We start from the raw sequence: 24,711 nt of genomic DNA, 5'->3' as shown, positions 1-24,711 counted from the left end.
CAGATCCTCAGTCCGCTTCAATATAACTTGCCATTCGTCAAAAAAAGAACCTGAGCTGCAGCTCAGGTTCTTCATATTGCATATATACATACACGATGATATAATCATTTCACAACTATACTAGTTTCTGTAAACGTAGTTAATGCATCTTATATATTAAATATAACATGCCGGAAATTTCTTGTCAAATATTTTTTCAAGTCAATAGTTAGGGGAGATACGGAATGGATGCATTGGTTCTGGGTTTTGAGGAAACGGATAGTACGCAGCTGCTGCTGGTTGGCGGAAAGGGGTTAAATCTGGGGATGCTATCAGGAATAGATGGCATCCAAGTCCCCGAAGGCTTCTGTGTTACAACCGCCGCTTATCAGGAGGCAATCTTGCATAACGAAACCTATCATGTTTTACTGAACCGGCTAACCACGCTGCGGGCGGACAACCGGGAGCAGATTAGTGAAATCAGCAGGGAGATCCGCCGGATTATTACGGAAGCAGAAATTCCGTCCGGGGTTGTAACAGCAGTTACACAGGTTCTCTCCCGGCTGGGTAGTGAACAGGCTTACGCGGTACGTTCCAGCGCGACTGCTGAGGATCTGCCGTATGCCTCTTTTGCCGGCCAGCAAGACACCTATTTGAATATTATCGGCGTTGATGCCATCCTACAGCATATCAGCAAATGCTGGACATCGCTGTTCACGGAGCGCGCGGTAATCTACCGGATGCAGAATGGTTTTGACCACAGTCAGGTCTATTTATCGGTTATCGTTCAAAGGATGGTCTTCCCGCAGGCTTCAGGCATTCTGTTTACCGCCGATCCGGTTACGAATAACCGCAAGCTGCTGTCCATTGACGCCAGCTTTGGACTTGGAGAAGCATTGGTCTCAGGCCTGGTGTCTCCCGATTGCTATAAGGTGAAGGAAGGCGAGATCACCGATAAGCGGATTGCAGCCAAAAAATTGGCTATCTACGGACTGCCGGAAGGGGGGACCGAAACCCGGCAGCTTGATTCCGGACAGCAACAGGCGCAGACGCTTACGGAACAGCAAATTCTACAGCTGGAACGTATTGGAAGACAAATCGAGGCTTATTTGGGCTCACCCCAGGATATTGAATGGTGTCTGGCTGATGGTACCTTCTATATTGTGCAGAGCCGGCCCATCACCACGTTATTCCCCATCCCTGAAGCCATTGATCAAGAGAACCGCGCTTATGTATCTGTAGGTCATGGGCAAATGATGACAGATGCTATGAAGCCGCTGGGACTGTCTTTTCACCTGTTAATTACTCCTGCTCCCATGCGTATAGCCGGCGGAAGACTGTTTGTCGATGTCACCTCCTATTTGGCTTCGCCCGCCAGAATGATGATCATTGATACCTTGGGGAAATCTGATCCGCTCGTCAAAGACGCGCTTATGACGATCGTGGAGCGGGGAGATTTCATACAAATCTCACCGCAAGTTGAAGCGGCGGCGCAGTCCGGCAAAAGCAATCCGGGTAAGCTGCCGGCAGGCGATCAAACACCTGCCGGCAGCGATCCGGCCATCGTTGCGGAGCTGATCAAGAGTAATGAAGCATCGGTAGAAGAGCTGAAACACAACATCAAGACGAAATCAGGCTCGGCTCTATTCGAGTTCATCCTTGAAGATATCGAGGAACTGAAGAGGGTTCTATTCAACCCGCAAAGTACGGCAGTGTTCATGGCCGCAATGGATGCTTCCGCATGGATTAACGAAAAAATGAACGAGTGGTTAGGTGAAATTAACGCGGCTGATACCCTTTCACAATCGGTGCAGAACAATATTACTTCGGAAATGGGTCTGGAACTGATGGACGTCGCAGATAAGATTCGTCCTTACCCGCAGGTCATTGATTATTTACAGAGTACACAAGAGGAGGACTTCCTGGAGGGACTGAATAGCTTACAGGGCGGGCAAGAAACATATGACGCACTAAATAATTATCTCAGCAAATACGGAATGCGGTGTACCGGAGAAATAGATATTACCAGAACCCGTTGGAGCGAGAAACCGGCGATACTGATCCCCATGATTCTTAGCAACATCAGGAACTTCGCACCGGGTGCCAGCAGACAGAAATTTGAGCAGGGACGGCAGGAAGCTTGGGATAAAGAACAGGAGCTGTTAGACCGCTTGAAGCAGTTACCGGATGGAGTACACAAAGCCGAAGAAGCCAAAGTGAAGATTGACCTGGTCCGGAATTTCATCGGTTACCGGGAATATCCTAAATACGGCATGGTTAGCCGTTACCTGGTTTATAAGCAGGCGTTACTGAAGGAAGCCGGACGGCTCGTTCAAGCAGGCGTTATCCGCGATACAGAAGATATCTACTACCTCAGCTTTGAAGAGCTTCACGAAGTCGTCCGCACGAATACAACCGATTATCAGCTCATCAATAAACGTAAAGATGATTATAATTTATATGTCAAGCTCACTCCCCCGCGTGTGATTACCTCTGATGGAGAAATCCTGTCAGGCCAGTACAAACGGGATCAACTCCCGGCTGGCGCTATGGCAGGTCTGCCTGTTTCCTCGGGAGTGGTTGAAGGCAGGGCACGTGTGATCCTCAACATGGAAGAGGCTAATCTGGAGGAGGGGGATATCTTGGTCACCTTGTTTACCGACCCCAGCTGGACCCCGTTGTTTGTCTCCATCAAAGGCCTAATTACCGAAGTAGGCGGACTGATGACCCATGGCGCAGTAATCGCACGGGAATATGGTTTACCGGCAGTTGTCGGAGTGGAGAATGCCACCAGACTCATCCAGGACGGGCAACGCATCCGCGTGCATGGAACCGAAGGGTATGTTGAAATATTATAAATACAGTAATCATGCAGGAGGGGTAAGGATGAGTATACAAGTTTATACCAAAAGACGTTCAACAAAGAGTTTTCTATTTGAGAAGTATTTAGCTTTACGAAATACTAAAAAAGGCTTTTCCAGTATTGAAAATACGACACAGTTTGTAAAACGGGCAGGCCTAGAAAACAGTAAGCCCTATAGGATGGGTGTTGTTAAATTCATCAGCAGAATTAAGGAGGAAGCGTTTGAGGGGATTAAGGTTTTTACAATAAATGACCAACAATCCATGACGCAAAAAGTAATTCTCTATATCCATGGCGGCGCTTGGGTTAACCAGCCTTTAAGCTTCCACTGGACGTTCATGGATAGAATGGCACAGTCGCTTAATGCGAAAATAATAGCCCCTATTTATCCTAAAATTCCTAACTATAATTATAAAAACACCTATCCGAAGCTCCTAAACCTGTATAAAGATATTCTGGGAACCGTTAAAAGTTCTGAACAATTGACGATTATGGGCGATTCTGCAGGCGGAAACCTATCTCTAGGCCTGGCCCATCTGCTCAAGATGAATGAGATTCCCCAGCCCAAGGACATCATTCTATTCTCTGCCTGTGTGGATATGGCCCTTACGAACCCGCTTATTCCTGAATATGAAAAGAAGGACCCGATGCTGTCGGTGGGTGGAATGGAAGTCATTACAAGGATCTGGGCGGATGATAAAAGCTTAAACGACCCTATAATCAGTCCCATCTACGGTGACTTTGAAGACCTCGGAAGAATCACTCACTTCATCGGAACGCACGAAGGTCTATATCCCGATGCCATGAAGCTCGATGATATGCTGACCGGACAAGGAATTGAAATCAATACCTTTGTATACCCCAAAATGAATCATGTGTTTGTGATCATGCCTATCCCCGAAGCATTAGACGCCCAGAGGAAGATTATTGAGATTATTAATAACTAGGAGACTCTTATTGCAGACTTAGTGTCGACTTCTATATTATGGTATTTTGGGGAGGGTAATATATGAGACTAGCTAAATATTTGAAGTTATGAATAATAATATTATTCGTTCTTATGATTGGTTCTGCATGCCAAAACAACCAGGAGGGAGGGCCAGACAGCTATATTTCAATGAATGAATTAAGGGGTTTATCGGAAAAGGGCGCCACACTCGATTGGAGTGATTTGAACAAATATTCTTTTGAGGATACCGGTTCAGGATTATAGTTCAGGAATTATCCCATTGAAGGAGGGAACCAGCTTGTACTTACGGGTAAAAGCGTGGAAAGTCCGCCGGAGAGAGTATATAGTATGAGTGAATGGAGCCATTGAACTAAAATTTATACTAAGCAAAGAAGCCTCCTATAGGAGGCTTCTTTGCTTATGGCGATAAAACAACTTTCATCTTTATTGATAGTCAGGCAGCCAGTCACCGTGGGCATCGATCAGGTCGTCACACATATTAATGATATCATCCATCGATAGCTCTGCTGCTGTATGCGGGTCCAGCATAGCTGCGTGGTAGATATGCTCTTTCTTGCGTGTCATGGCGGCTTCAATCGTAAGCAGTTGTGTATTGATATTCGTACGGTTCAGTGCGGCACATTGCGGAGGCAGATCGCCTACGTAGGTCGGAGTTACTCCACTGCGGTCAACCAGACAAGGGACCTCGACACAGGCTTCTTTGGGCAGATTAGGAATCAGTCCTGTGTTCATAACGTTGCCTCCGATCTTAAACGGCACATTGGTCTCCATCGCTTCCAGTATATAAGAGGCGTATTCATGTGAACGTTCATGCGTAAGCTCCTGATTATTCACCAGCTCATCACGCATCTGTTCCCAGCGTCCAATCTGTTCTACGCAACGGCGCGGATATTCGTCAAGAGGGATCTGGAACCGCTCGATCAGCTCAGGATAATTTCTTTTGATGAAATACGGATGGTATTCCGCATTATGCTCGGAGGATTCTGTAATATAATAGCCGAATTTCAGCATCATCTCATAGCGGACCATATCACCGTGAGGCTCAAGCTGCTTCTCTGCAGCGAGGCGTTTGATCTCCGGATACAAATCCTTGCCGTCCTTGGTAACCTTAAGCAGCCAAGCCATATGGTTGATACCGGCAATCGTCGCCTGTACACCTTCCTGTTCTATCCCGAGGTGACTGAATAATCCGGGGATACATTGCTGCACGCTGTGGCATAATCCCACCGTATTCACGCCGCCGTAAGTGTTCATCACATTCGTTAGAACGGCCATCGGATTCGTGTAATTCAGGAACAGCGCATCCGGACAGACCTCACGAATATCCGCTGCGAAATCAAGCATGACCGGAATCGTGCGTAAATTACGGAATAATCCGCCAATGCCTACAGTGTCCGCAATGGTCTGACGCAAGCCGTACTTCTTCGGAATTTCAAAATCTGTAATGGTGCATGGATCATAACCACCGACCTGAATGGCATTGATTACATATTTGGCGCCGCGCAGCGCTTCTTTGCGGTCGGTATAGGCGATGATGGTACAGGTGCTGCCGCCACTGTTCTTCAGGTTCGTAAGCATATTCTCGGAGTCTTTGAGCCGCTGAAGATCAATATCATATAGAGCAATCTCAAACCCCTGAAGTGCAGCTGTCGCCATGATATCCCCTAGGACGTTCTTGGCGAAAACCGTGCTACCTGCACCGATAAATGTAACTTTTGACATTAGACATTAGCCTCCTGTAATTTGCGGAATACGCTTCATTCATTTGGAAATATGAATATTAATCCGAATGAGAATCGTTGTTGTAGAAGCTTTTTCCGCTGTTATATTCTATAATCACTATAGAATAGAACAGAAGGAACCACTATGGAGAAAGACAAGATAAATATGGAGGAATGTTGCATATGAATCCGGACCATTATGACTTCACTTTAGGGATTAATCTAACACCGGAGGAGCAGGATCTGTCTGTTCTGTTCAGCGGGGAGGCAAGACCTTTTCCTGGCCATAAAATCGGACCTTCCGTTCACGATTTTTATTTGATACATACTGTTCTGGAAGGCGGGGGGCTGTTTCAGAGCGGTATGTTCTCTGCCGAGTGCAGGAGTGGAGACACCTTCGTTATTTTCCCCGGCGCGCTCTTCAGCTATCAGGCAGATCAGGATGTCCCTTGGCATTATGCCTGGGTAGCCATGCAGGGGATTGGCGTTCAAGGACTTCTCTCCGCTGTCGGCATTACAAGAGAACAACCCTTCATGCATTCCGGTAATGTCACAGAGCTTCATAGCTTGTACGAACGAATTCGGCATGCCTTCACGCAGTCTGCTTACCCGCGGCTGGAGAGTCTGGAGGCTTCAGGCTGGGCGCGGCTGCTGCTTCATCAATTCGGGCTGGGTAATTTAAGTGCGCTGCCCCTGCATCCTGCCGAAATGCCCGAGATTATTGACCGGCAGATTGACCAGGCCATCCGCTGGATTTCGCTGCAGTTCCACCAACAGATCAGTATTGATCAACTGGCGTCCTCACTCGGCTACCACCGGGTGCATCTGTCCAAAGCTTTCAAGCAGCGAACCGGCTTGTCACCCAAACAGTTTTTGCTCAAAATGCGGATGGACAAAGCCAGACAATTGCTCGGGGCTCCGCTGACCATTGAGCAGGTAGCTTCGTCCGTGGGCTTCAATGATGCGCTGTATTTCTCGAAGCAATTCCGCAAGCACACGGGCATGCCGCCGAGCGAGTACCGGGCGGGTCTGAGGAACAGGGAACAGGGGGACAGCCAGCCCACAGCTGACTGATTCCGATAATCCATATGGGTTCCAATGGTAATCCTAATGAAGAAAACCAGCCTCTCACGCGGCTGGTTTTCTCATGGTTATGATTTCACTTTTTCAAGCTTAAACACAAATTCCCAAGTTGCGGTATTCCCTGAATATCGTCCTCGATTCTCGACAACTTTTACGGACAGTGATTTATTCTGTGTTGCCTTCAAGGTCGACACTTTAATGGAAACGGTTGCTGACCCTTCCTCAGGAATTTTATCCTGTTCCTGTGCTTCGGCAAGCAGCTTGATAGTTCCTGTTGAACTAGCATTTATTGTGACGGATTCACCTTCTGCAAGTTCTTCTCCATCTACGTACCCGCCTGACCACCACTCATTACCCACATGATTGTTCTCTACTAAGCTCGCGCTCACAAATGTAACTTTGACTTTCTGAGTCTTAGCGGCTGCTGATAAGGGTTGGGCGCTTATAACGAGAGCGAATACCATCACAGAAACAAGCTTAATCCATTTCCATTTCATGACTTACACCTCTCTCTTAATCTATTATTTACCAATTATAGCAGGTCAATAGGCGTAGTTCTAGAGACTCATATGTTCGTTTTCCCGAAGCTGTTCAGAAATTGTTCATATGTCAGGTTTACAGTAACTTAAACTGCTGTCAGCGCAGGGATGATACAGGTTACGCAGACAATGGGCAGTAGACTTCAAACCAATCGATGACGAAAAAGGAGGAAGTATTCATCAATGAAAATGAAAAAGATTAGCATTTGGCTCGTACTTATTCTATTGGTTACCCAATGGACAACAAGCTTTGGCTCTTTCACTGAACGTGCTCATGCAGAACCCAGCAACATTACGGAAAATCTGATCACCAGCGTTTCTCTGGCCGTGTATACGGATGAGCACTACTCAGAGACAGTCACCGGCAATGTATATCAGCTTGATTCCTATTCTGAGCTGAACTACACGTGGTCATTAGCAGATGGGCATGGTTATGAAGCAGGCTCCACTTTTGAATTTAATATTCCCGATCAGTTTGAGCTTTATAATGATTTGGATGGGGATCTTCTATTTGGTGGGGATACAGTAGGTACCTATCATGTCGATAAAGGTAATAATCATGTTGTCTTTACGTTTAATGAATTTATTGAACAATATGATCATGTGCAGGGGACCTTTACTGTCCGTTCACTGCTTAGTTCTAAAAAAATAAAAGGGTCGACCACACAGCTTGTGGAGTTCCCGATCAATGGCGGCACCCAGGTAATTGAACTTCATTTCAAGCCTAACGTCAGTTCAACTGTAGAGAAGAAAGGTACTCCATTGCCTCAATTCTACAATCCAACGCAAATCGGCTGGACCGTCGATGTCAACAAGGTCTTGGAAAGTGTGGGCAACGCTGTCGTTACCGATGAGATTCCGGACGGGTTGACGCTTGACACAAGCACCATTGTTGTCCGTGAACTTGAGGTAAAGCTGGACGGTACAGTTATAGCAGGTGACATTGTTCCGGGTAGCAGTTATGATGCCACCGGGTCCACCCCGGCGAAGCTGGATTTAAAATTTAAACAGAGCCCAATCACCAAGGCGTATCGTGTAGAATTCACCACCGATATTACAGCCAGCGGTGAGGATGCAGTCAGCTATGAGAATACAGCTATTTTTACAGGAGACAACGGTTTATCAAAAGAATCGAAGACTACCGTAACCGTAGGACGTGGCAAGCCGCTTAACAAGGTAGTCGTGCATCATGATGATGCAAGCCAGACTACGACTTGGGCGATTGAATTCAATTACAATGAAAAAAACATCTCTGCAAACGACGCGATCCTGAAGGATACAATTGACCTCAATCATAAGCTCATCGAAGGTTCACTGAACGTATACCCAGTGACTATTAAAGCCGATGGTACAGGGGTTAAGACTACTGAGCCACTTCCGGAGAGTAAATACACGATCACAAAATCAGTGGTAGATGGTAAAAATCAATTTGAACTCAAATTCAAAGATGCTATTGATTCAGCATACCGCATCGAATACAAAACTAAAGCGCCGGAACGTGTTTTTGAAAATGGCAAGGTCACTAATACAGTGACTTACGGTGAACATTCGGACTCAGCTTCCCAGAATATCACCCAACAAATATTGGTCAAGGGTAACAGCGAAAAAGATTATCTGAACAAGACAGTACGTTGGACAATTACGATCAACAAAGATTCAAAGACGATGGAAAATCTGAAAGTAACGGACACCTTCGTTAACGCTGGACTCAAGCTGGTACCGGGAAGCCTTACCATTAAACCGGTCGCTGGAGGTCCCGCTGTCGTTACTGAGGTTGTTTATACCGAACATGATCCTGTAGAGGCTAACGATGGGTTCACGATTACTTTTAAAGCTCCAATCTCTGAACCGTATACCATAACATACCTCACTAAGTTTAACTTTGATTGGTTGGCAGAGGGGAAAAACCAGTTTGTCAATCAGGCATTGCTGGAATGGGTGGAGAATGGAGAGTCTAAGACCATTACAAGAACATCGACATTCGATCCAAGAGCAGAAGTGAAGAATAACGGTCTCAAGAACGGTTCGTACAATGCCTTCACCAAACAGATTTCCTGGAATGTTGGGGCCAACTATAATATGAAAACCCTGACTAATGCTAAATTGGTGGACACGATCAGCAGCGGTCAAGTTGTGGTTCCGGATTCCGTTAAGGTATTCAAATGGATCTACGGTGCCAATGGAGACCCTTCGGTGGACGTAAACGTCGATGAAGATGATTACAAGGTAACTCTGAACGACGGGAAGCTTGAGGTAAGCTTTAACAAAACGATCAATTATGCCTTTTACGTTACCTTTAAGACTACTTTCGCGGATAAGGTTATTGACGTAAAGACTGTCGATAATACTGCGTTGCTGTATGACGGCACAACCAAGGAATCCGCTGACCTGAATGCTTCGGTGAACATTCCTAACGGAGGCGAATATATCGCCAAGACAGGCGCACAAAACAACAATAAGATTGACTGGACGGTCTATATCAACCGTAATCAATCTGTTGTGAAGGACGCTCTGGTAACAGATACTCCGAGTGAGAATCAAATTCTGCTTACTAACACTTATCACCTCTATAAGACAAATGTTGCAGAAAACGGGACAATAACACCCGCAAGCGAGGAATTGATACGCGGCACAGATTATACACTGAACTTCTTGAAAGACAGTGAAGGCAAAGAAAGCTTCGAACTGAAGTTTACCAAAGAAATCTCGGAAGCTTACATTCTTCAATACCAATCTGTAATCACTGCACAAAATAATGAAACAGTCAGCAACGAGGTAGGTCTCACAGGTACGAATGTGAAAGAGGTTATCAAAGATACCAATTCTGAAGTCACGGTTAAGCTCTCCAGCGGTTCAGGCACAGGCAGTGGTGTCAGAGGTACGCTCAGCATTGAAAAGATTGATGCGGACAATCACAGCAATACTCTCAAAGGAGCATCCTTTGACTTATTCCGCGTCATCGGCAATGAGCAGATTTGGATTAATGAGGGAGTAACCGATGACGCAGGCAAGCTTGAATTCACCAAGCTTCTGGGTGGAGATTATGCAATAGTTGAAAAAACTGCACCTGCAGGTTATCTGTTGGATACGACACCTCATGCAGTTAAGATTAATTCAACTACAGGTATAGTGCTGCAAATCACAAACAAAACATCAGCGACGCCAACACCATCACCAACGGCAACTCCGAAACCGACAGCAACGCCATCGCCGACAGCAACACCAACAGTTGCGCCGACGCCATCGCCGACAGTGAAACCAACGGCAACACCGACTGTTGCACCAACACCAGTACCAACAGCAACACCAACAGTTGAACCAACACCAGTACCAACGGCAACACCGACTGTTGCACCAACACCAGTACCAACAGCAACACCGACTGTTGCGCCAACGGCAACACCAACAGTTGCACCAACAGCAACGCCAGCTCCGACGGAGCCAGCTACGCCAACAGCAACACCATATGTGCCGTCAACACCGTCATCAACGCCAACAACTCCTTCAATACCAGGAGTCATAGTCACACCGGGTCCAACAGTAGTTCCAACGGTGACACCATTAGGTTCACCATCAGCTTCACCAGAACCTACAAGTGAACCGACAAATGCACCGACATCAACACCTGTAATTAGCAGTCCGCCTAGTCCTCAACCAACAGCTGTCAACACAATTGAGGATATTCCGGTCGAGGGTGAAATTCCGCTTGGAGGAATACCTAGCCTGGGTGAAGATCCTGAGCATGGAACCGTCGTGATTACACCAGACGGGAAATGGAAGTATACACCTGACCCTGGCTACACCGGAAAAGACAAGTTCACTATTATCGTTAGCGATAATGGAGAGGACCAGGAGATTGAGATCGAAGTAGTGGTAGATGAAGTGCCTAAAGGAACAATTGATGAACCTTCACAAAATGAACCAACGAATCAAAGCGGTCTGCCGGGTAAGCTGCCTCAGACCGGTGAAGAAAGTCCGATAGGCATGTACCTAGCAGGAATGGGTCTGATCATCCTTGGTTTCGTGCTCTCGAAGAGATTTAAGACACGCAAGTAGAAACGGCTTTGCAGTCCTTTTTAAAGAACAGTTTTCAAAAAAAATAATGGTAAACAAAAGACCGCCGCTTCTAATTGAAGCGGCGGTCTTTCAGATCTTTCAGCTCACTCCGTTCGCTTACCGTACGTTTTCTTCCAATAGTCCAGCCATTGCGGATAATCGGTTCCTTTTATCTCGTTCAGTGTTTTTCCATCTATTGAATACTCTCCGCCCGCCATGATTAGGTTTTTGATTTTACTTCTTGGACCGGAGGTTCCGCCTATAACATCACCGTCTACAAGCATGACAGCCATAGAAATAAAGTAATCTTCCGGGCTAAACAACTTTTCCAGCGGATGATTCTTTACAAGAAAATCATAAGAGACGATTTCTTTCCCGAAATAGGCAGAAGGTTCTTTCTCCTGAACTGCCCAGAGCAGCATATAATCCAAGTTTTCAAGCATATTCTGCTCCAAGGTATATTTTGCGACCTCTCCTTCATCCGCAACAATTGTATAACCAAGAGCTTGAAGATAATCGGCGGCGATTTGTTCGTCGGTCTTTCCCGCCGCGGAATCTTCATTGTTGCATCCTATCATTGTTATCAGCACAAGGCATAGAAGAGGGAATACCCATCCTTTTCGTCTCATTATATTCGGACCATTCTCATTCCAATGTGCCTGAGGTTCTTCTTCTTTGAGTCGCTATGGCTATTAGTGGAACAGCAAAGGCAAGAGATAATCCGAATAAAATAATTGGCAGAAGCAAAGAGGTCTGATTGTCAGAAGGAGAGACATTGGGGCCGCCACCGACTAAAATCACTCCGTCATTTGAATTTCGATTCAAATTATTAAGAGAATCCACAGACTCGCTGATAACATTCAGGATCTCTGCAGGACTTATACTCTCATCATTTGTTAAATTGATATATTCCTCATTAATCGTACTATTAGTATAGACATAATTTAGGTTATAACGTTTATCATCAATAAGCTCGAATTTACCGTTTCCAGCATACTCAGCTTCTACCCGTTTAATTGCACTGTCAAAATCATCATGGTTACTGATGTTGAAAATTTTCCAGGCACCTGATTCAAAAGTGGCATCGACCACCGCAACCTGAGTTCCCTCTAAATAAAGCGGGAATTTATAACCAGTCAATTCATGTGAAAGTGAATCTCCGTGGACATTCACTTGATAATAGGCAACTCCTTCTCCCAAAGTTGCTTCATGAAAGCTTGCTTTGTCGCTGCCGTGAAAGCTAGTCCTCTGGGCTTCAAGAGTATCAGCATAATACTCTGTATATTCCCTAGCGATCGCCCCTTTGATATCTGCCCCAGCTGTCTCCAGACTTGAATCTGCATACACAGCATTTCCCAATGTGAATAGAGCAAATAAAACAGTTAATATAATGGCGCGAATTTTCAAAAAAAACCCTCCTTAATGGATAGTGATTATTTTACAGTTAATTCACTTTTATATTGTTTACTGTATTGACCCAAGTATAGATAGAAGTATTGTCCTGCCATACTGGATACGGCCGCCCAGCACAAATAGCCTCCCTGTTGTTTCTGGGCACTTACGTCATGAATGCTAAGGCCAGAAGCGCCGTATACACTTGCTGTAAAAAGTGAAGCAGAGATAATCGAACAAAAAAATACTGAAAGCGATCTCAATTTTATTTTTTCACTTTTCTCAAACCCTTCATAAGAATTGAGCTCTCGGCCGAAAGGGCTATAGATGATATTATCATAATTAACTTTATATGGAAGTATGGAAATTAAAGGTTTCACCTTGAAAATTACAGATATCCTTTTAATAAACAGGATCATTTCGGCCTAAGCCGCTAACGATTCCGGCATCAATTCATGATTGATCATCAGACAGATACCCCCAACCGATTTGAACGGTAAATCAAGATACGGTAATATTTAATGTACCTAATTTTTGAGTGGACATGAATAACTTCATTGCCGATATCGCAGTGTAAAGGAGCATGTAATAGACATGGATTATACGCTGGAAGCAATTCTTGAAGAAATGAAGATGGAAATAGACAAGTGGCTCATCTATATCAGTGATAAAGAAGCAGAGAAAATTGTAAAACGGACCACGCTGCAGGCAGGCATTCACGGGTATGCTCTCCTCGAATATACGGATGGCAGAGTGGATGTGACAGATAATTTGCTTGGTTTAAACGAACCGGGTAAAAGGAAGCAGACTACTCCTGAGCAGTTGACAGAGGTACAAGTGCGGGAGCAAATCATTCCTGAGCTTGCTTCGTATATGCAGAACAAATTAAATGCATTGCCGCCGGCAGTCCTGGATTACCGGTTCAGGTTTGACGGGAAATTCAAGGTGAACGAAGGTGTTGTCCATGTGCGCATTCTTGAATATGTAGATGAGGCGAAGAGGCAACAGCTTCTGGAACGCATCAGCCTCTATATCATAAATAAGCTCGAATCTGGCAAATATCCGACCAAGCCGCTAGAAACTTTTTTCCTGGCCCGGCATCTCCTGGATGAAGGACTGTATCCCGTCTTGGATTCCGGCAGAATCATCGCTGTGTATGACAAGATACAAGAGCTGAACAAGGGGAACAAGCAGCTGGCTGAGCATCGCAATACTATCACCGTAGCACTTAGGAACTGGGTAGAGGATCATTGGCTGCCGCGTTATTTCGAGAACACAGGAACCCAGTGGCAAACGGGATTTACGAAGAAGAAAGATGCTGTACTGGAAAATGCCGGGCAAGAAACGGTTGCGCTCGTGATCTATGCTGCAGTTTGCATCCTCAAATATGAGCCTTCCTACAGCAGAAGTGCGGGGCTTGCCTTCCTGCAATGTGCGCTCGAACTCGGCAGTGTCCAGGCTGCACGGCTAATTAATTATGGCAGCGGTGCCTTTGCTGAAGAGGTTACGAGATTACGCTATGATCAGGTGGAATGTAGCGCTAATGATGTATTTGCCGAGGTACGCATCCGTATTAATCAGGAGACAGAGGAGAGTTATGCGTTTGCGCTCCGGTTTCTGACGAATCTGCTGAAGTCGGGCTTTCCAAAAAGCTATCAGATCAAGCTAACCTCCTCAGTTAAGCACTGGCTGCCGCTCAAAGGACTCGCCAAAACGGGCACGCACCGTTTCTTTGCGAATGCGCTTGAATATCCGGAGTTATATCCATTGCTTGAAGAGTACGCCATAGCTGCGATGGAAACCTTCGAATGGTATACGGACACGGAAGGGGAGAAGTGCTGTATGCCGGGCAGCTATGCGGTCTTTGGACTGGGTCTCACAGATCAGGCCTATTTCCCGCTGGCCCTTCAATATATGGAGAAGGTAGATGTTGAACATCAGTCTGTCCAGAATAGATTCACAGCTGCGTTAATTGAACAATACGGCATTAACAGAGAGATGCTTCCCGTGCTATTGCCGTGTATGCTGTACTGTACAGATTCATTAAAGCTGAAGATGACGCGAGAGTTGGAGAATGTAGGGCTGCTTAGACTGCTGCTCGATCAGGTACACGGCCTGCATTACTACCAGGTGGAACATCTTGTCTACCTGATCTGGGGCGGAAAGAGTAAGCTGCAGAAGCTTGCTGACAAAGCTGAGGGAGAGCAGAAGCAATACCTTGCCGGACTGATCCAAGCGGCCAATCGGAGCTGATGCCACCACTGAAAGCTACTATTAATTTAAAAATAATCATTGCAAAATAGTAATAAACCATCTATTGTGGATAAAGAAGCTCTTTTATATCTGTTTTATCGAATCAAACAAGAAGTCCCAGGCTTCTTGCGGTCTAATTATAGACATCTAGAATCTATGAAGGAGGTTATTCATTATGGAGAAACAATATGCTGATGTGGCAATTATCGGCGGCGGACCGGCTGGTCTGAATGCTGCTTTGGTGCTGGCAAGGGCAAAGAAAAAGGTAGTTGTAATTGATGAGGGGCGTCCACGCAATGCTGTAACTGGCGCGGTTCACGGGTTTATTACCCGCGATGGGATCCCTCCGGGGGAGTTCCGGAGAATTGCACAAGAAGAGATCCTGGCTTATCCTTCGGCATCATTCGTAGCGGATACAGTGATATCGATCGCAGGAACCAACGGTCAGTTTGAATTGAGCACGGTGGAAGGACAAATGATATCAAGCCAAAAAATATTATTTGCTGTCGGCATGAAGGATCAGCCGCTTTCTATTTCGGGTCTTAAGGATGTATACGGAAAAAGCGCCTTCGTCTGCCCGTATTGCGACGGCTGGGAATTAAGGGATCAGCCGCTTGTCGTCATCTCGAAGGGGACAGTCCTCATGCATTTCGCTCCGGTTATTTCCGGATGGACAAACCAGCTTACGGTTTGTACGAATGGTCCGGATGAATTGACGGAGGCTCAGCGCCAGGAGTTCCAGCACAATGATATTCCCTTGTACGACTCACCGATCCGGCACATCGACTCGAATGATGGCATCGTTCACCAGGTTGTGCTGGAAGACGGAACGGCGATTCCGTGCAGGGGAATCTTTTTCAAACCCGAGCTGGTGATGGGCTCTGATCTTCCGCGCTCTATCGGATGTGAATGTACGGAAACAGGAGTACTCGCCGTTAATGAATACGGAAAAACAAACATTCCGGGCATTTATAGCGCCGGGGATGCAGCATCCATGATGCATCAGGCTATAGCTTCGGCTTCGGCGGGCTCATTTGTGGCTGCAGTCATGAATAATGAGCTGAATACCGAGGCATGGATGAAAAACCTCAAAGAAGTCCGGTAGCAGATTTAGCACCCAGACCCTGCAGCCATTGTACCAACTCAGTAGCAGCATTGCGCTGAGCAGCGTCTAAGGGAGTGAGGCCGTCCCACACTGAAATCCAGTTAATATCAGCCTTACGGTCGAGCAGGTATTCGGCAGCATCTCGTTGTCCGCCGTGGCAAGCGCACCAGAAAGCGACGTTCACCTCGTCCGGAGGCGATGAGTGTCCCGCTCCCCAAGGGTATTGCTGTGAGAGCGGGTCTCCGGCAAAGTGAGCTTCCATAGCATCTACCAGACCCAACGCAGCTGCATGCCAAAGAGCAGCTTTGGCTCCACGCTCAATTAATCTATGTGCTGCCCGCCATTGCGCGAATGCCACTGCGTCGTCCAGCGGCGTTCCGCCGGCTATGACGGCACCGGAAGCCTCGATGTCAGCACCGGCATCGAGGAGGAGATCAAGTACTTCGACATCATCGCAGCTCGCAGCCCAATGAAGCGGGGTCTCGCTGTGCGGGCCAGTAAACGGGGCATTCACATCCGCACCGGCCTCTATCAGTGCTGCAACTGTAGCTGTATTGTTAGGGAAATGGCCGGGCCAATCAGTTGCAATATGCAGCATTGAACGCAATTCCCCGTTCCTTACCATTCTTGAGGCGGCTAACCCGGAATTCTCATCAAGCAGCAGTTTCAGCATCGGGATATCGCCGGTATGAATCGCTGTAATTACCGAAATACCCAGCGAATGGTCCTCTGGAATGTAAGCTATGTTCTTCTCATCACTCATGATTAGTATGCCTCCCGTTCATAGGTATATCGCAACGGACTCCTTCACTAATCATACTTCATATGTAGCCAACTTCAAAAAGATACTTGTTATTCCCGTGCCGATGTTTTATATTGACATATCAGCAGGTCAAAAACAAAAGAGGTGGATGGACGAGATGACTCCACGTACGAAGGAACAAAATGAGGATATCCGGCTGCGTCGGCTGGCACAGATCCGCAAAGCCGCAGCCGATGTGTTTTTGGATAAAGGGCCATTGCTGGAAATCCGCGATGTGGCCGCTCAGGCGGGACTCGGGTATGGTACGGTATATCACTATTACAGCAATAAAGGCGATTTGCTCAACGATCTGCTATGGGACGCGCTGGACCGGGCCGGGGGATGGATGGGTGCCCAGCGGGAGGCTCCGGGGAAAATCCCATTGGAGGTTCTACGCGATTCAACTTCAATGGAGGCAACGGCGGGTAGACATATGGGGTTGGCTGCTGTGACAGACACCATGAGCACGGGAGCCCCGGATTCCTTAAGCGGCAGCGGTGAAACGGCCGCAGCCGTAGAGTTTGAACCCGCCACCGCCAGCGTCCGGCTGCTACAGCTTTGGGCGGAGGACCACTCCGTATTCCTGCTTTATAAGCTGGCGGGGGAGGGCTTTACTTCGCTGCCTGAAGGGCGTTCATCCCTGCTCTTGAACGCTTTCTGCCAGGAGGTGCTCATGCCATTTGCTGCACTGCTGGAAACCGGGAGCGCGGTGGAGGGGGCTGCTGCTTCCGGCGGAAACGCAGCGGAATCACCGGGTAAGCTGCAGCGAGCGGAAATGCTACTGGCCGCCATGACTGGCTGCGCTTCACTTTCGCTTCGCCGTGGGAAGCTGCACGAGGAGGCCGGGGATATCATCCGGCTTCTGAAATTCTAGCATGGATAAGGAGCGAATAAATCAAAAATGATTATTCTAAAATCACCCCGAGAAATCGATGAGATGAAACAGGCGGGTCAAATCGTGGCAGATTGCTACCGCGAGGTGGCCAAACTGATCGAACCTGGGATTACCACCCAAGAAATCAATGACTTTGTAGCCAGGCACATCACCAGGCTGGGCGGCAAGCAGTTTACGAAAGGTTATAACGGGTTCCCCGCTGAAACCTGTATTTCGATTAACGATGTGGTGGCACACGGCATTCCTTCGAATCGGGCGGTTATGGATGGTGACTTGCTGAAGCTCGACATCGTCGCGGAATACGACGGATGGTTCGGCGATTCGTGTGTGAGCTATGCGGTGGGCAACGTCCGGCCGGAGGCGCAGCATTTAATGAAGGTGACGAAGGAATGTCTGGACCTGGGGATCGCCCAGGCGGTTCCCGGAGGCCGGCTCGGCGACATCACATCGGCGATTCAACAACACGCAGAAGCCAGCGGCTATTCCGTTGTGCGTGATCTGCTGGCTCACGGGATCGGGCGGAGCCTGCATGAAGAGCCGAGCTACGAGCATATCGGCATAGCCGGCAAAGGCATCCGGTTAAAGGAAGGCATGGTATTTACCATTGAACCCATGATCAACGAAGGTACGTACCGCATCACGATTGACGATGATGAGTGGACGGCAAGAACAGCAGACGGCAAGCTGTCGGCGCAATATGAGCATACGATCGCAATCACGGCGGACGGTCCGTTGATTCTAACTGCCCAATAAGTGTGGGGAAAATAACTGCTGAGTCCAGCCAGTAATTAATATTACTTATAGCGATTGACCGGTCTGAGGTGATGGGGACAACTGTGGAGCCTGGATGTCAAGGCTGCGCAGATGATGATTGGTGAGCCCGATGATCAGACAAACGGCAAACAAGGCAGCGGCAAGACCGAAGCATACCTCCACGCCGATTCTGTCGGCCAGAATACCTACTCCGCCATAGGTTAACGGGATGGAGATGTTAAAGGCCATGGAGCTGATGCTATTGACACGCCCCCGAAGCGGAGACGGAACCAGCAGCTGGAACAAGGTGCTCATCGGGATCACCGTGACTGTTACGCCAAAGCCCAGGATCAAGTTGCCGAAGCAAGCCGGCCAGAGAGCGGAAGATAAGGCGATCACACACATACCAAGGCCTTGAACTCCCAGGCCGCAGGAAAACCAGAGACCAATTCTCCGGGGAGACCTGCTGCCGACGAACAGACCGCCCAGAAGTAACCCCGCAGCTATAGCTGCATTGAAAATACCGAGCTCACTGGAACCGCCTTCTAGCAGCTCACCGACCAGCATGGGGGGGAGCACATTGCTTGGCCCTAAGGCAATATTGCTGAGCGTACCGAGAAGGATAAGCACGAGCATGGCCGTTTGTCCCCGCAGCCATTGCCAGCCCTCGCGGATTTCCGCGAAGATCGATAAGCCGGTGGAGGCGCGGGAATTCTTCCCGGCCTTGCCGCGTTGCTTAATTTGCTGAATCAGAGCAAGTGAGACGATAAAGGTTACCGCATCCACAATCACAGCCCCTGAATTCCCAATGGAGGCCACCAATATTCCACCCGCAACCGTTCCGAGAATACGGGTGATTTGCAGGGAAACGGACAACAGTGAATTGGCTGAGATGAGATAGGTTTTATCCGCGATGAGCTCAGGCAGAAAGGAGCTCTGCGAGGTAGCAAACAGGTTGCCCATAATCGATAAGCCGACTGTGATCAGATAGATATGCAGCAGCTGAAGCTGCCCGGTGAGCATGAGTACTGCAAGGATTCCGGTGAGCAGGGCCTGAGCGGCATCAGCGATCTGCATCAGAATCTTTTTGTTCAAGCGGTCTACCCAGGCGCCAATGAATAAACCGAATATCATTTCTGGCAGGAACTTGGCGACAATGACCAGCCCCACCTGGAGCGAGGAGCCGGTCATCGAGTACACGAGCCAGCTGATAGCCAGATTGTATAAGGAATCCCCGAAGACGGAGCTGGCACGGGCCAGCCATAGATAGCGGAAATCGGCATTATGTTTTAACAGGAGTCTGTAATTAGGTTTGCTGATTGCGGGGTTCAAGGAATAGCACACCTCCTTCATATAGCGATCTTCAAGCTTCTGCTGCCGGTAACCGTTTCAGCCGCAGAAGCCGGTTCGAGATACAGTGTTGCCATAGCTCAGTATGGAACTCATGCTGCGCCGATTGCTGCAGCAGCTCTGTCAAACTTAAGCCAGGCACGAAATTCCGCAAAAACTCGATCATGGGTACAGGAAACGGAAAAAGAGTGCCATCCCGCCGGACGAACAGCTGCTGCTCTTTGGGCTGCGGGTAATTGGAGCAATCCGGTGTCCATTGACTTAGAAGTTCAGTAATGTTTTGCGCGGTGACTGCCTTTCCATCGCATTCGGAGATGTCCAGGATCTTATCCAGGTTCTTTCTGTTAAAAAGCTTGTGGACCGGAAGGTAATAATGTCCCTCTAGAAGGTGTCCGTTTAATTCCAAAATTGAGTTCTCGTTAGCTGCCGTCTGGGTTGTCCCTCTGATGACCTGGAGGACCTTGTTCCCAAACCGGTCGTGATAGAACATCGAATGCGCAGTATCCACTCCCCCCACCCAGGGACGGTCAAACAGGTTGCTTCTGAGGGATGCTTTGGCCTCTGTCAGCTCCTTCGGTCCCCAACGGGAAGTGTTTGCAAGCAAGTGCGTTTGCTCACTGTAATATAGCCTCCAGGCGATATCTTCGCCCTCAAAAGGCCGGAGATCCTGAATGCCGAAGCGCTCCGGTTCTTTGGCTATAATGGCACCTTTGGTTAAGACGAACTGGCCAAGCCCGCCAAAAGTCCAGTGCCTGCTGTTATGCTGCAAAAAATCAACTGAACTCAGGGCATCGTCAACCGTTTCCGTAGGAAATCCGGTGAATCCCATAATTTGTACGCCGATGCGGGCTTCGCTGAACATTTGGATCGTTTCCTGAAGCCGGTCCACCTTGGTTCCTTTATTAATCAGATTCAATATCCGCTGGTTGCCGGATTCAAATCCGACCGAGATGGCGGTACATCCGCTTTGCTGAAGCAAAGCGCAGCGTTCAGGTGTCCAGTATTCCTCTAACCGGATCTCCGCTCCCCAGCGGATGTCAAGGCCTTCTTCCATAATCGCTGCCGCCAGCTTAAGCAGCAGGGCCGGAGATAACACGTCCACTGAGAAATAGATATATTTGTAGGTGACGGCGAGCGTCCTCAAATCTTCCATAATCTTATCCAGCGGGTATTGCCGCCAGGGACTGGTAGGCGAATCGGTATTTAAACCGTAATCACAAAAGGTGCACCGGTTCCAATAACATCCCCGCGAAGGAGAATAGTAAATGAACGGAAAGGGGGATAAGTATTTCTCCCAGGGCAGCTTGCTGTACTCCGGCACCGGAAAGGAGCAGATATCTTCGTATTTGATTTCCAGAACGGAGGCACCATGCACCGCCTGGTACCGGGGATGTAGTGCAATGTTCGGTGACGCAGGCAGCGGCTTATGGTGCTTCAATGCCTGGAGGATAGAGACCAGTGCACTTTCACCTTCGCCGATAATGCAGGCATCTGCAGAGTCAAATACAGCATAGAAATCGCTTTTGATCAAAATATATTTCCAGTAATCTGAGACGGCAGTCCCGCCAAATATAATCCGGATTTCCGGGCAGCTCTCCCGGATGTGCTGCGCCATGCTGAGCGCGAAAGGAAGCTGGGCGACATAGGTGATGCTGATCCCGACGAGAGAATAACCGCCAGTGATGATGCCGGGAATCAATTCGTTCCTGAAATAATCGGTGAAAGGTGCAGAGATCACTCCGGTAATTCGGGTATCGCGCATATCCATGGAGTTAAATACATTGAAAAAACCGCTAGTGGCTAAGCTGAACCCTCTGAATTGCCCCGGGAAGCCCTTTAGAGATAAGGCATCCATCCAGAGCATTACGGTCTCAACGGCGCTGGTATACAGCCTGTAGTCAAAAAATTCTGTTTCATCACGGAAAGTATGCAGCGCGGCTGGCAGCGCCCCGGCAAAATTCATGCCTTGTACTTTGAGCGCGTAATAAAGCTCCATCTGTTCAATGGGCGTAGGTTGTTCCAGTGCTTGAAGCTGCGCAGTCCGGTCATTTATATATTGCATTGTTCTTCCGATTTGCTCAGGCGTTACGGTATACAGCCAGGAGTCTATATTACTATCAATAATATCAATATCTTCAAAGCCGAATTGCCGCGCATAGCCCGCCAAGCAACATAGGCTGTGATAACCTGAAGTAGGATCGCTGACCGGAGGGTATATTAGCGCAGTTTTTACCATTCCAAAACCTCCATCATGAAGAGAATACCTCCTCATTGGAAGATTTAATGAGGAGGATGGGCTGCGGAGAGCTACTAGTGAATGTTATTGACGTTGTTCTGCCGTGTAACATCGTTATCAGATGCTTCGGTGACTTCCAAAATAGCTGCAAGCAGCTCTTTTTCTTCCTTTTTCATGTAAATTCACCTCCTTTAGCTAATTAAAGAGATTATATGCTATAAAATACCATCAGACCTATGAGTTAGCAGATTGACGATGAAATTAATTACAGATAAACTATTAAATTGGGTATTTCTGTGTAAAATCGCTCAAACCTAAATGAATACTCACTCTGCTGTTACGGGAAGAATGTATGCAAGAGAATGTCTGGAAGGAGTGAGCGCTTGATGAAAGTTGCAATCATCTTGAAAAGCATGGAATAGAACCCGTAATTTTTGAGAGCCGCAGTATGAATGGAGACCGGTTTGTGAATGCCGAAGTGCTATTCGTGGAAGACATAAGAATTAGCGCTGCCCATCACGGACCAATTCCAATTCACCGGTTATCCCCTAGGGGTATGTCGCTCCGGCAGGATCGGCAATACATTTTATGTCGGTAATTGCTTCGGGGCAATGATGCCGTTCATGGGCTTCGGGCATCATGCCTCCTGGATGATAGGAATTTATGCCGCCTGGGATTTATGCGGTTTGGGTAATTATGAGGAGCTTACCAAGCCGATCAGAGCGAGTTATGAGAACTCGATTGTTCTGCGCAGGACGATGGAGCATCTCTCGGATGAGACCCTGGATCTAATTATCCGTAATCTCGACAGCTGCTAGGGAATAAAATTGCTAACAAGCCCAAACCTTAATCCTTTAAAGATAGCAAGTTATCTGCTTCGTCCCTATATTAAGCTGAAGAGCTAACATTTTGGCTTAAGAGCTTCAATAAATCGTTCCTCAGCTGCACAATTTCCCTGTTTGCACTATCCGCGTAATCCGGAAGCAGCATATCCTTCACCATCTTACTCCGCAGCCATAGCATAAAGAAAAAATCTAATATCAGGTTTGGGCATAAAAGCACAAATTTAAATACAGATGGATGAATAGCAACACCAGCTTTTTGGATGGCCCTTAAATACGTTTTTAAGGTGACTGTTATTTGGTGTGCCGTTTGTCTGGTTCTGATTGTTTGTTCGTCAATGATCTTATGGTCAGAGTGTAAAACACTAAGCAGTGCAATGTCCGATACGGAATGTGTAATTAGATAAGCTCTCATATCCTTATTGATTGCGTAGGGAAGCTTTGCTGCTTTAAATAATTGTGCGAGGTTTTCTACACGTTCTGTCACTGCACCGTTTATTTCGCCAAACATAGTAGCTATCAGAATCTTTGGCGGGAACCGGGCATACAAAATCCCCTCTTTAATCTGTCCGCCAGCCCCGGGAAAAGCCGGTAAAAGTCTGTCTCCCACAATATCCAGCCACGAAGCAAATCCAATCGAATTATTAGTCATGGTAACAATATTTTTGCTTTGATTGTCTTTGAGTGCCAGCAACGCGGATTCGGCTTGATCGTAACGAACGGTTACCAAAATAAAATCATATACATCATCATTCTCAAGCATATCGATGACTTTTACCTGTACCGCTTTAACAGCACCTTTCTCATTATATTGCAGGCCTTTCTCTTTCAAGGCTATAAACCGGCTAGAACGCGCAAACAGAGTAACATCCACCCCTGCTTCCAAGAATTTGATTGCATACGCGCTCCCTATAACACCTGCACCAAAAATCAAAATTCTATTTTGTTTTACTGGCATAATAATCCCCCTATTTTTTTAACATTCCGGTATTGACTATCCAACAACGTGTTGTATGATGTGATCATAAATCTTTAGTCTTCCCTCATCAACCATCAGTTTTTCAGGATGTGTCGGATGATAATCTTGTCTGCAAAGGAGTATGGAATGAAAAAACAGCCCGAAATCACGGAAAAAACGAGACAAAATTTCATGGATGTTTTTTGTGAGCTATATAGCCAAAAGCCGATTGAAAAAATCTCGGTGCAAGAGATTGCGAAGAAGTCGGGATATAACCGCAGCACCTTTTATCAATACTTCACTGATATTTACGAATTGTTGGACTCTGTTGAGAATGATTTGTTGAATTACATCAAAGAAGAGTTGGCGAATAAAAAGCTGGCTGCCTATACTGTTCAGGATGCGCTTCATTGTCTGGAAAACCAGGAATATCTCTCGGTCCTCAAGGCCCTCCTTGGTGATTATGGCAGTATCCGTTTTATTGAACGCTTGAAAAGAGAAATGATCCTGGATAGATTGGAATTAAACGTTCCGCACAACGATTCCTTAAAGCCATACCTGATTGAGTTTCAGATCTCAACCTCACTTTCTCTGCTTCGACTATGGCTTCAGCGGGAAAAGGATTTACCGCCTGAAGAATTCCACAGGTTAGTGGACAACCTATATACAGCGGGGGTAACGGCCTATTCGAATTAATGGCTCTGCTCAGGCCACTTGGACAGCAAGCAGAGTGGCTCCAGGCACTATTGAATGTAAAAAGAAACCTCTCCTTTGAAATGGTTGTGTGGAAACTCCATTTGACTAAAAGAGAGGTTTCTTAATTTGTTTTTTAAGATTGTTGATACAATTCCCGCTTAAACAGAGGTCCGTTCGCGCAGCGTCCACTCAAGTACACACGATGATTCTACGCCAAA

Annotated in this window: 18 protein-coding genes; 10 read left to right on the top strand and 8 right to left on the bottom strand. The window is 47.2% G+C overall.

Translation table 11 applies throughout. From position 1 onward, the window contains the following. Positions 1-224: 224 nt before the first annotated feature. Complete coding sequence (gene ppsA / locus MKX70_RS22065; RefSeq protein WP_340840735.1) at positions 225-2,837, top strand: phosphoenolpyruvate synthase; 2,613 nt, start codon at positions 225-227, stop codon at positions 2,835-2,837. 28 nt (positions 2,838-2,865) lie between these two features. After that, positions 2,866-3,789 (top strand): alpha/beta hydrolase fold domain-containing protein, encoded by a 924-nt coding sequence (locus MKX70_RS22060; RefSeq protein ID WP_042236488.1) that lies wholly within the window; start codon positions 2,866-2,868, stop codon positions 3,787-3,789. 446 nt (positions 3,790-4,235) lie between these two features. Here MKX70_RS22060 and MKX70_RS22055 read toward each other — a convergent pair whose 3' ends face one another. Beyond that, positions 4,236-5,534, bottom strand: a complete 1,299-nt coding sequence (locus MKX70_RS22055; protein ID WP_042236490.1) for an alpha-glucosidase/alpha-galactosidase — start codon at positions 5,532-5,534, stop codon at positions 4,236-4,238. Positions 5,535-5,716: 182 nt separating this feature from the next. Between MKX70_RS22055 and MKX70_RS22050 the strand changes: the two genes are divergently transcribed. Continuing rightward, entirely contained in the window at positions 5,717-6,607 is an 891-nt protein-coding gene (locus tag MKX70_RS22050; RefSeq protein ID WP_340840734.1) for an AraC family transcriptional regulator, read from the top strand. A gap of 77 nt (positions 6,608-6,684) precedes the next feature. On the opposite strand, the gene MKX70_RS22045 is transcribed toward MKX70_RS22050, so the two are convergent. Continuing rightward, a complete protein-coding gene (locus MKX70_RS22045) occupies positions 6,685-7,113 on the bottom strand; it encodes a hypothetical protein (RefSeq protein ID WP_340840733.1) in 429 nt (142 codons plus the stop codon). Positions 7,114-7,338: 225 nt separating this feature from the next. Between MKX70_RS22045 and MKX70_RS22040 the strand changes: the two genes are divergently transcribed. Beyond that, positions 7,339-11,211: a collagen binding domain-containing protein gene (locus MKX70_RS22040; protein WP_340840732.1), complete on the top strand. Its 3,873-nt coding sequence runs from the start codon at positions 7,339-7,341 to the stop codon at positions 11,209-11,211. A 104-nt stretch (positions 11,212-11,315) separates the two neighbouring features. Here MKX70_RS22040 and MKX70_RS22035 read toward each other — a convergent pair whose 3' ends face one another. Together MKX70_RS22035 and MKX70_RS22030 are read right to left on the bottom strand one after the other, a co-directional pair. Beyond that, positions 11,316-11,840 carry a hypothetical protein gene (locus tag MKX70_RS22035; protein ID WP_042236496.1) on the bottom strand — a complete coding sequence of 175 codons (525 nt, stop codon included), beginning with the start codon at positions 11,838-11,840 and terminating at the stop codon, positions 11,316-11,318. Between the two features lie 16 nt (positions 11,841-11,856). After that, complete coding sequence (locus MKX70_RS22030) at positions 11,857-12,618, bottom strand: hypothetical protein (RefSeq protein WP_340840729.1); 762 nt, start codon at positions 12,616-12,618, stop codon at positions 11,857-11,859. Positions 12,619-13,197: 579 nt separating this feature from the next. Here MKX70_RS22030 and MKX70_RS22025 point away from each other — a divergent pair. Both MKX70_RS22025 and MKX70_RS22020 read left to right on the top strand, forming a co-directional pair. Next, complete coding sequence (locus MKX70_RS22025) at positions 13,198-14,856, top strand: DUF6138 family protein (protein ID WP_340840727.1); 1,659 nt, start codon at positions 13,198-13,200, stop codon at positions 14,854-14,856. A gap of 175 nt (positions 14,857-15,031) precedes the next feature. Continuing rightward, complete coding sequence (locus tag MKX70_RS22020) at positions 15,032-15,961, top strand: NAD(P)/FAD-dependent oxidoreductase (protein ID WP_042236504.1); 930 nt, start codon at positions 15,032-15,034, stop codon at positions 15,959-15,961. Here MKX70_RS22020 and MKX70_RS22015 read toward each other — a convergent pair. After that, complete coding sequence (locus tag MKX70_RS22015) at positions 15,945-16,724, bottom strand: ankyrin repeat domain-containing protein (RefSeq protein WP_042236506.1); 780 nt, start codon at positions 16,722-16,724, stop codon at positions 15,945-15,947. The two genes, MKX70_RS22020 and MKX70_RS22015, sit on opposite strands and share 17 nt — an antisense overlap. 157 nt (positions 16,725-16,881) lie before the next feature. Between MKX70_RS22015 and MKX70_RS22010 the strand changes: the two genes are divergently transcribed. Together MKX70_RS22010 and map are read left to right on the top strand one after the other, a co-directional pair. Continuing rightward, a complete protein-coding gene (locus MKX70_RS22010; protein ID WP_042236508.1) occupies positions 16,882-17,637 on the top strand; it encodes a TetR/AcrR family transcriptional regulator in 756 nt (251 codons plus the stop codon). Positions 17,638-17,664: 27 nt separating this feature from the next. Then, a complete protein-coding gene (gene map, locus MKX70_RS22005) occupies positions 17,665-18,411 on the top strand; it encodes a type I methionyl aminopeptidase (RefSeq protein WP_042236510.1) in 747 nt (248 codons plus the stop codon). 45 nt (positions 18,412-18,456) lie between these two features. Here the strand turns inward: map and MKX70_RS22000 are convergent, their stop codons facing one another. Continuing rightward, complete coding sequence (locus MKX70_RS22000) at positions 18,457-19,743, bottom strand: MFS transporter (RefSeq protein WP_042236511.1); 1,287 nt, start codon at positions 19,741-19,743, stop codon at positions 18,457-18,459. Between the two features lie 31 nt (positions 19,744-19,774). After that, entirely contained in the window at positions 19,775-21,997 is a 2,223-nt protein-coding gene (locus tag MKX70_RS21995; protein ID WP_042236513.1) for a B12-binding domain-containing radical SAM protein, read from the bottom strand. Between the two features lie 686 nt (positions 21,998-22,683). Between MKX70_RS21995 and MKX70_RS21990 the strand changes: the two genes are divergently transcribed. Then, a complete protein-coding gene (locus MKX70_RS21990; protein WP_269322067.1) occupies positions 22,684-22,815 on the top strand; it encodes a hypothetical protein in 132 nt (43 codons plus the stop codon). 70 nt (positions 22,816-22,885) lie between these two features. On the opposite strand, the gene MKX70_RS21985 is transcribed toward MKX70_RS21990, so the two are convergent. Continuing rightward, positions 22,886-23,797, bottom strand: a complete 912-nt coding sequence (locus MKX70_RS21985) for a ketopantoate reductase family protein (protein WP_340840726.1) — start codon at positions 23,795-23,797, stop codon at positions 22,886-22,888. A 147-nt stretch (positions 23,798-23,944) separates the two neighbouring features. Between MKX70_RS21985 and MKX70_RS21980 the strand changes: the two genes are divergently transcribed. Then, on the top strand, positions 23,945-24,493 hold the full coding sequence (locus tag MKX70_RS21980; RefSeq protein ID WP_340840725.1) for a TetR/AcrR family transcriptional regulator: 549 nt from the start codon (positions 23,945-23,947) through the stop codon (positions 24,491-24,493). The last annotated feature ends 218 nt before the right edge of the window (positions 24,494-24,711 follow it).

Source organism: Paenibacillus sp. FSL R7-0312, assembly GCF_038004445.1.
GTDB lineage: Bacteria > Bacillota > Bacilli > Paenibacillales > Paenibacillaceae > Paenibacillus_AQ.
This window is presented reverse-complemented; position numbering and strand designations above follow the sequence as displayed.

Bases quoted from the DNA above. Each gene is read 5' to 3' on its own strand.
- MKX70_RS22060 (WP_042236488.1), top strand. From the start codon at position 2,866: ATGAGTATACAAGTTTATACCAAAAGACGTTCAACAAAGAGTTTTCTA.
- MKX70_RS22020 (WP_042236504.1), top strand. From the start codon at position 15,032: ATGGAGAAACAATATGCTGATGTGGCAATTATCGGCGGCGGACCGGCT.
- MKX70_RS22015 (WP_042236506.1), bottom strand. From the start codon at position 16,724: ATGAGTGATGAGAAGAACATAGCTTACATTCCAGAGGACCATTCGCTG.
- MKX70_RS22010 (WP_042236508.1), top strand. From the start codon at position 16,882: ATGACTCCACGTACGAAGGAACAAAATGAGGATATCCGGCTGCGTCGG.
- MKX70_RS21985 (WP_340840726.1), bottom strand. From the start codon at position 23,797: ATGCCAGTAAAACAAAATAGAATTTTGATTTTTGGTGCAGGTGTTATA.
- MKX70_RS22025 (WP_340840727.1), top strand. From the start codon at position 13,198: ATGGATTATACGCTGGAAGCAATTCTTGAAGAAATGAAGATGGAAATA.
- MKX70_RS22040 (WP_340840732.1), top strand. From the start codon at position 7,339: ATGAAAATGAAAAAGATTAGCATTTGGCTCGTACTTATTCTATTGGTT.
- MKX70_RS22055 (WP_042236490.1), bottom strand. From the start codon at position 5,534: ATGTCAAAAGTTACATTTATCGGTGCAGGTAGCACGGTTTTCGCCAAG.
- MKX70_RS22035 (WP_042236496.1), bottom strand. From the start codon at position 11,840: ATGAGACGAAAAGGATGGGTATTCCCTCTTCTATGCCTTGTGCTGATA.
- map (WP_042236510.1), top strand. From the start codon at position 17,665: ATGATTATTCTAAAATCACCCCGAGAAATCGATGAGATGAAACAGGCG.
- MKX70_RS21980 (WP_340840725.1), top strand. From the start codon at position 23,945: ATGAAAAAACAGCCCGAAATCACGGAAAAAACGAGACAAAATTTCATG.
- MKX70_RS21995 (WP_042236513.1), bottom strand. From the start codon at position 21,997: ATGGTAAAAACTGCGCTAATATACCCTCCGGTCAGCGATCCTACTTCA.
- ppsA (WP_340840735.1), top strand. From the start codon at position 225: ATGGATGCATTGGTTCTGGGTTTTGAGGAAACGGATAGTACGCAGCTG.
- MKX70_RS22045 (WP_340840733.1), bottom strand. From the start codon at position 7,113: ATGAAATGGAAATGGATTAAGCTTGTTTCTGTGATGGTATTCGCTCTC.
- MKX70_RS22050 (WP_340840734.1), top strand. From the start codon at position 5,717: ATGAATCCGGACCATTATGACTTCACTTTAGGGATTAATCTAACACCG.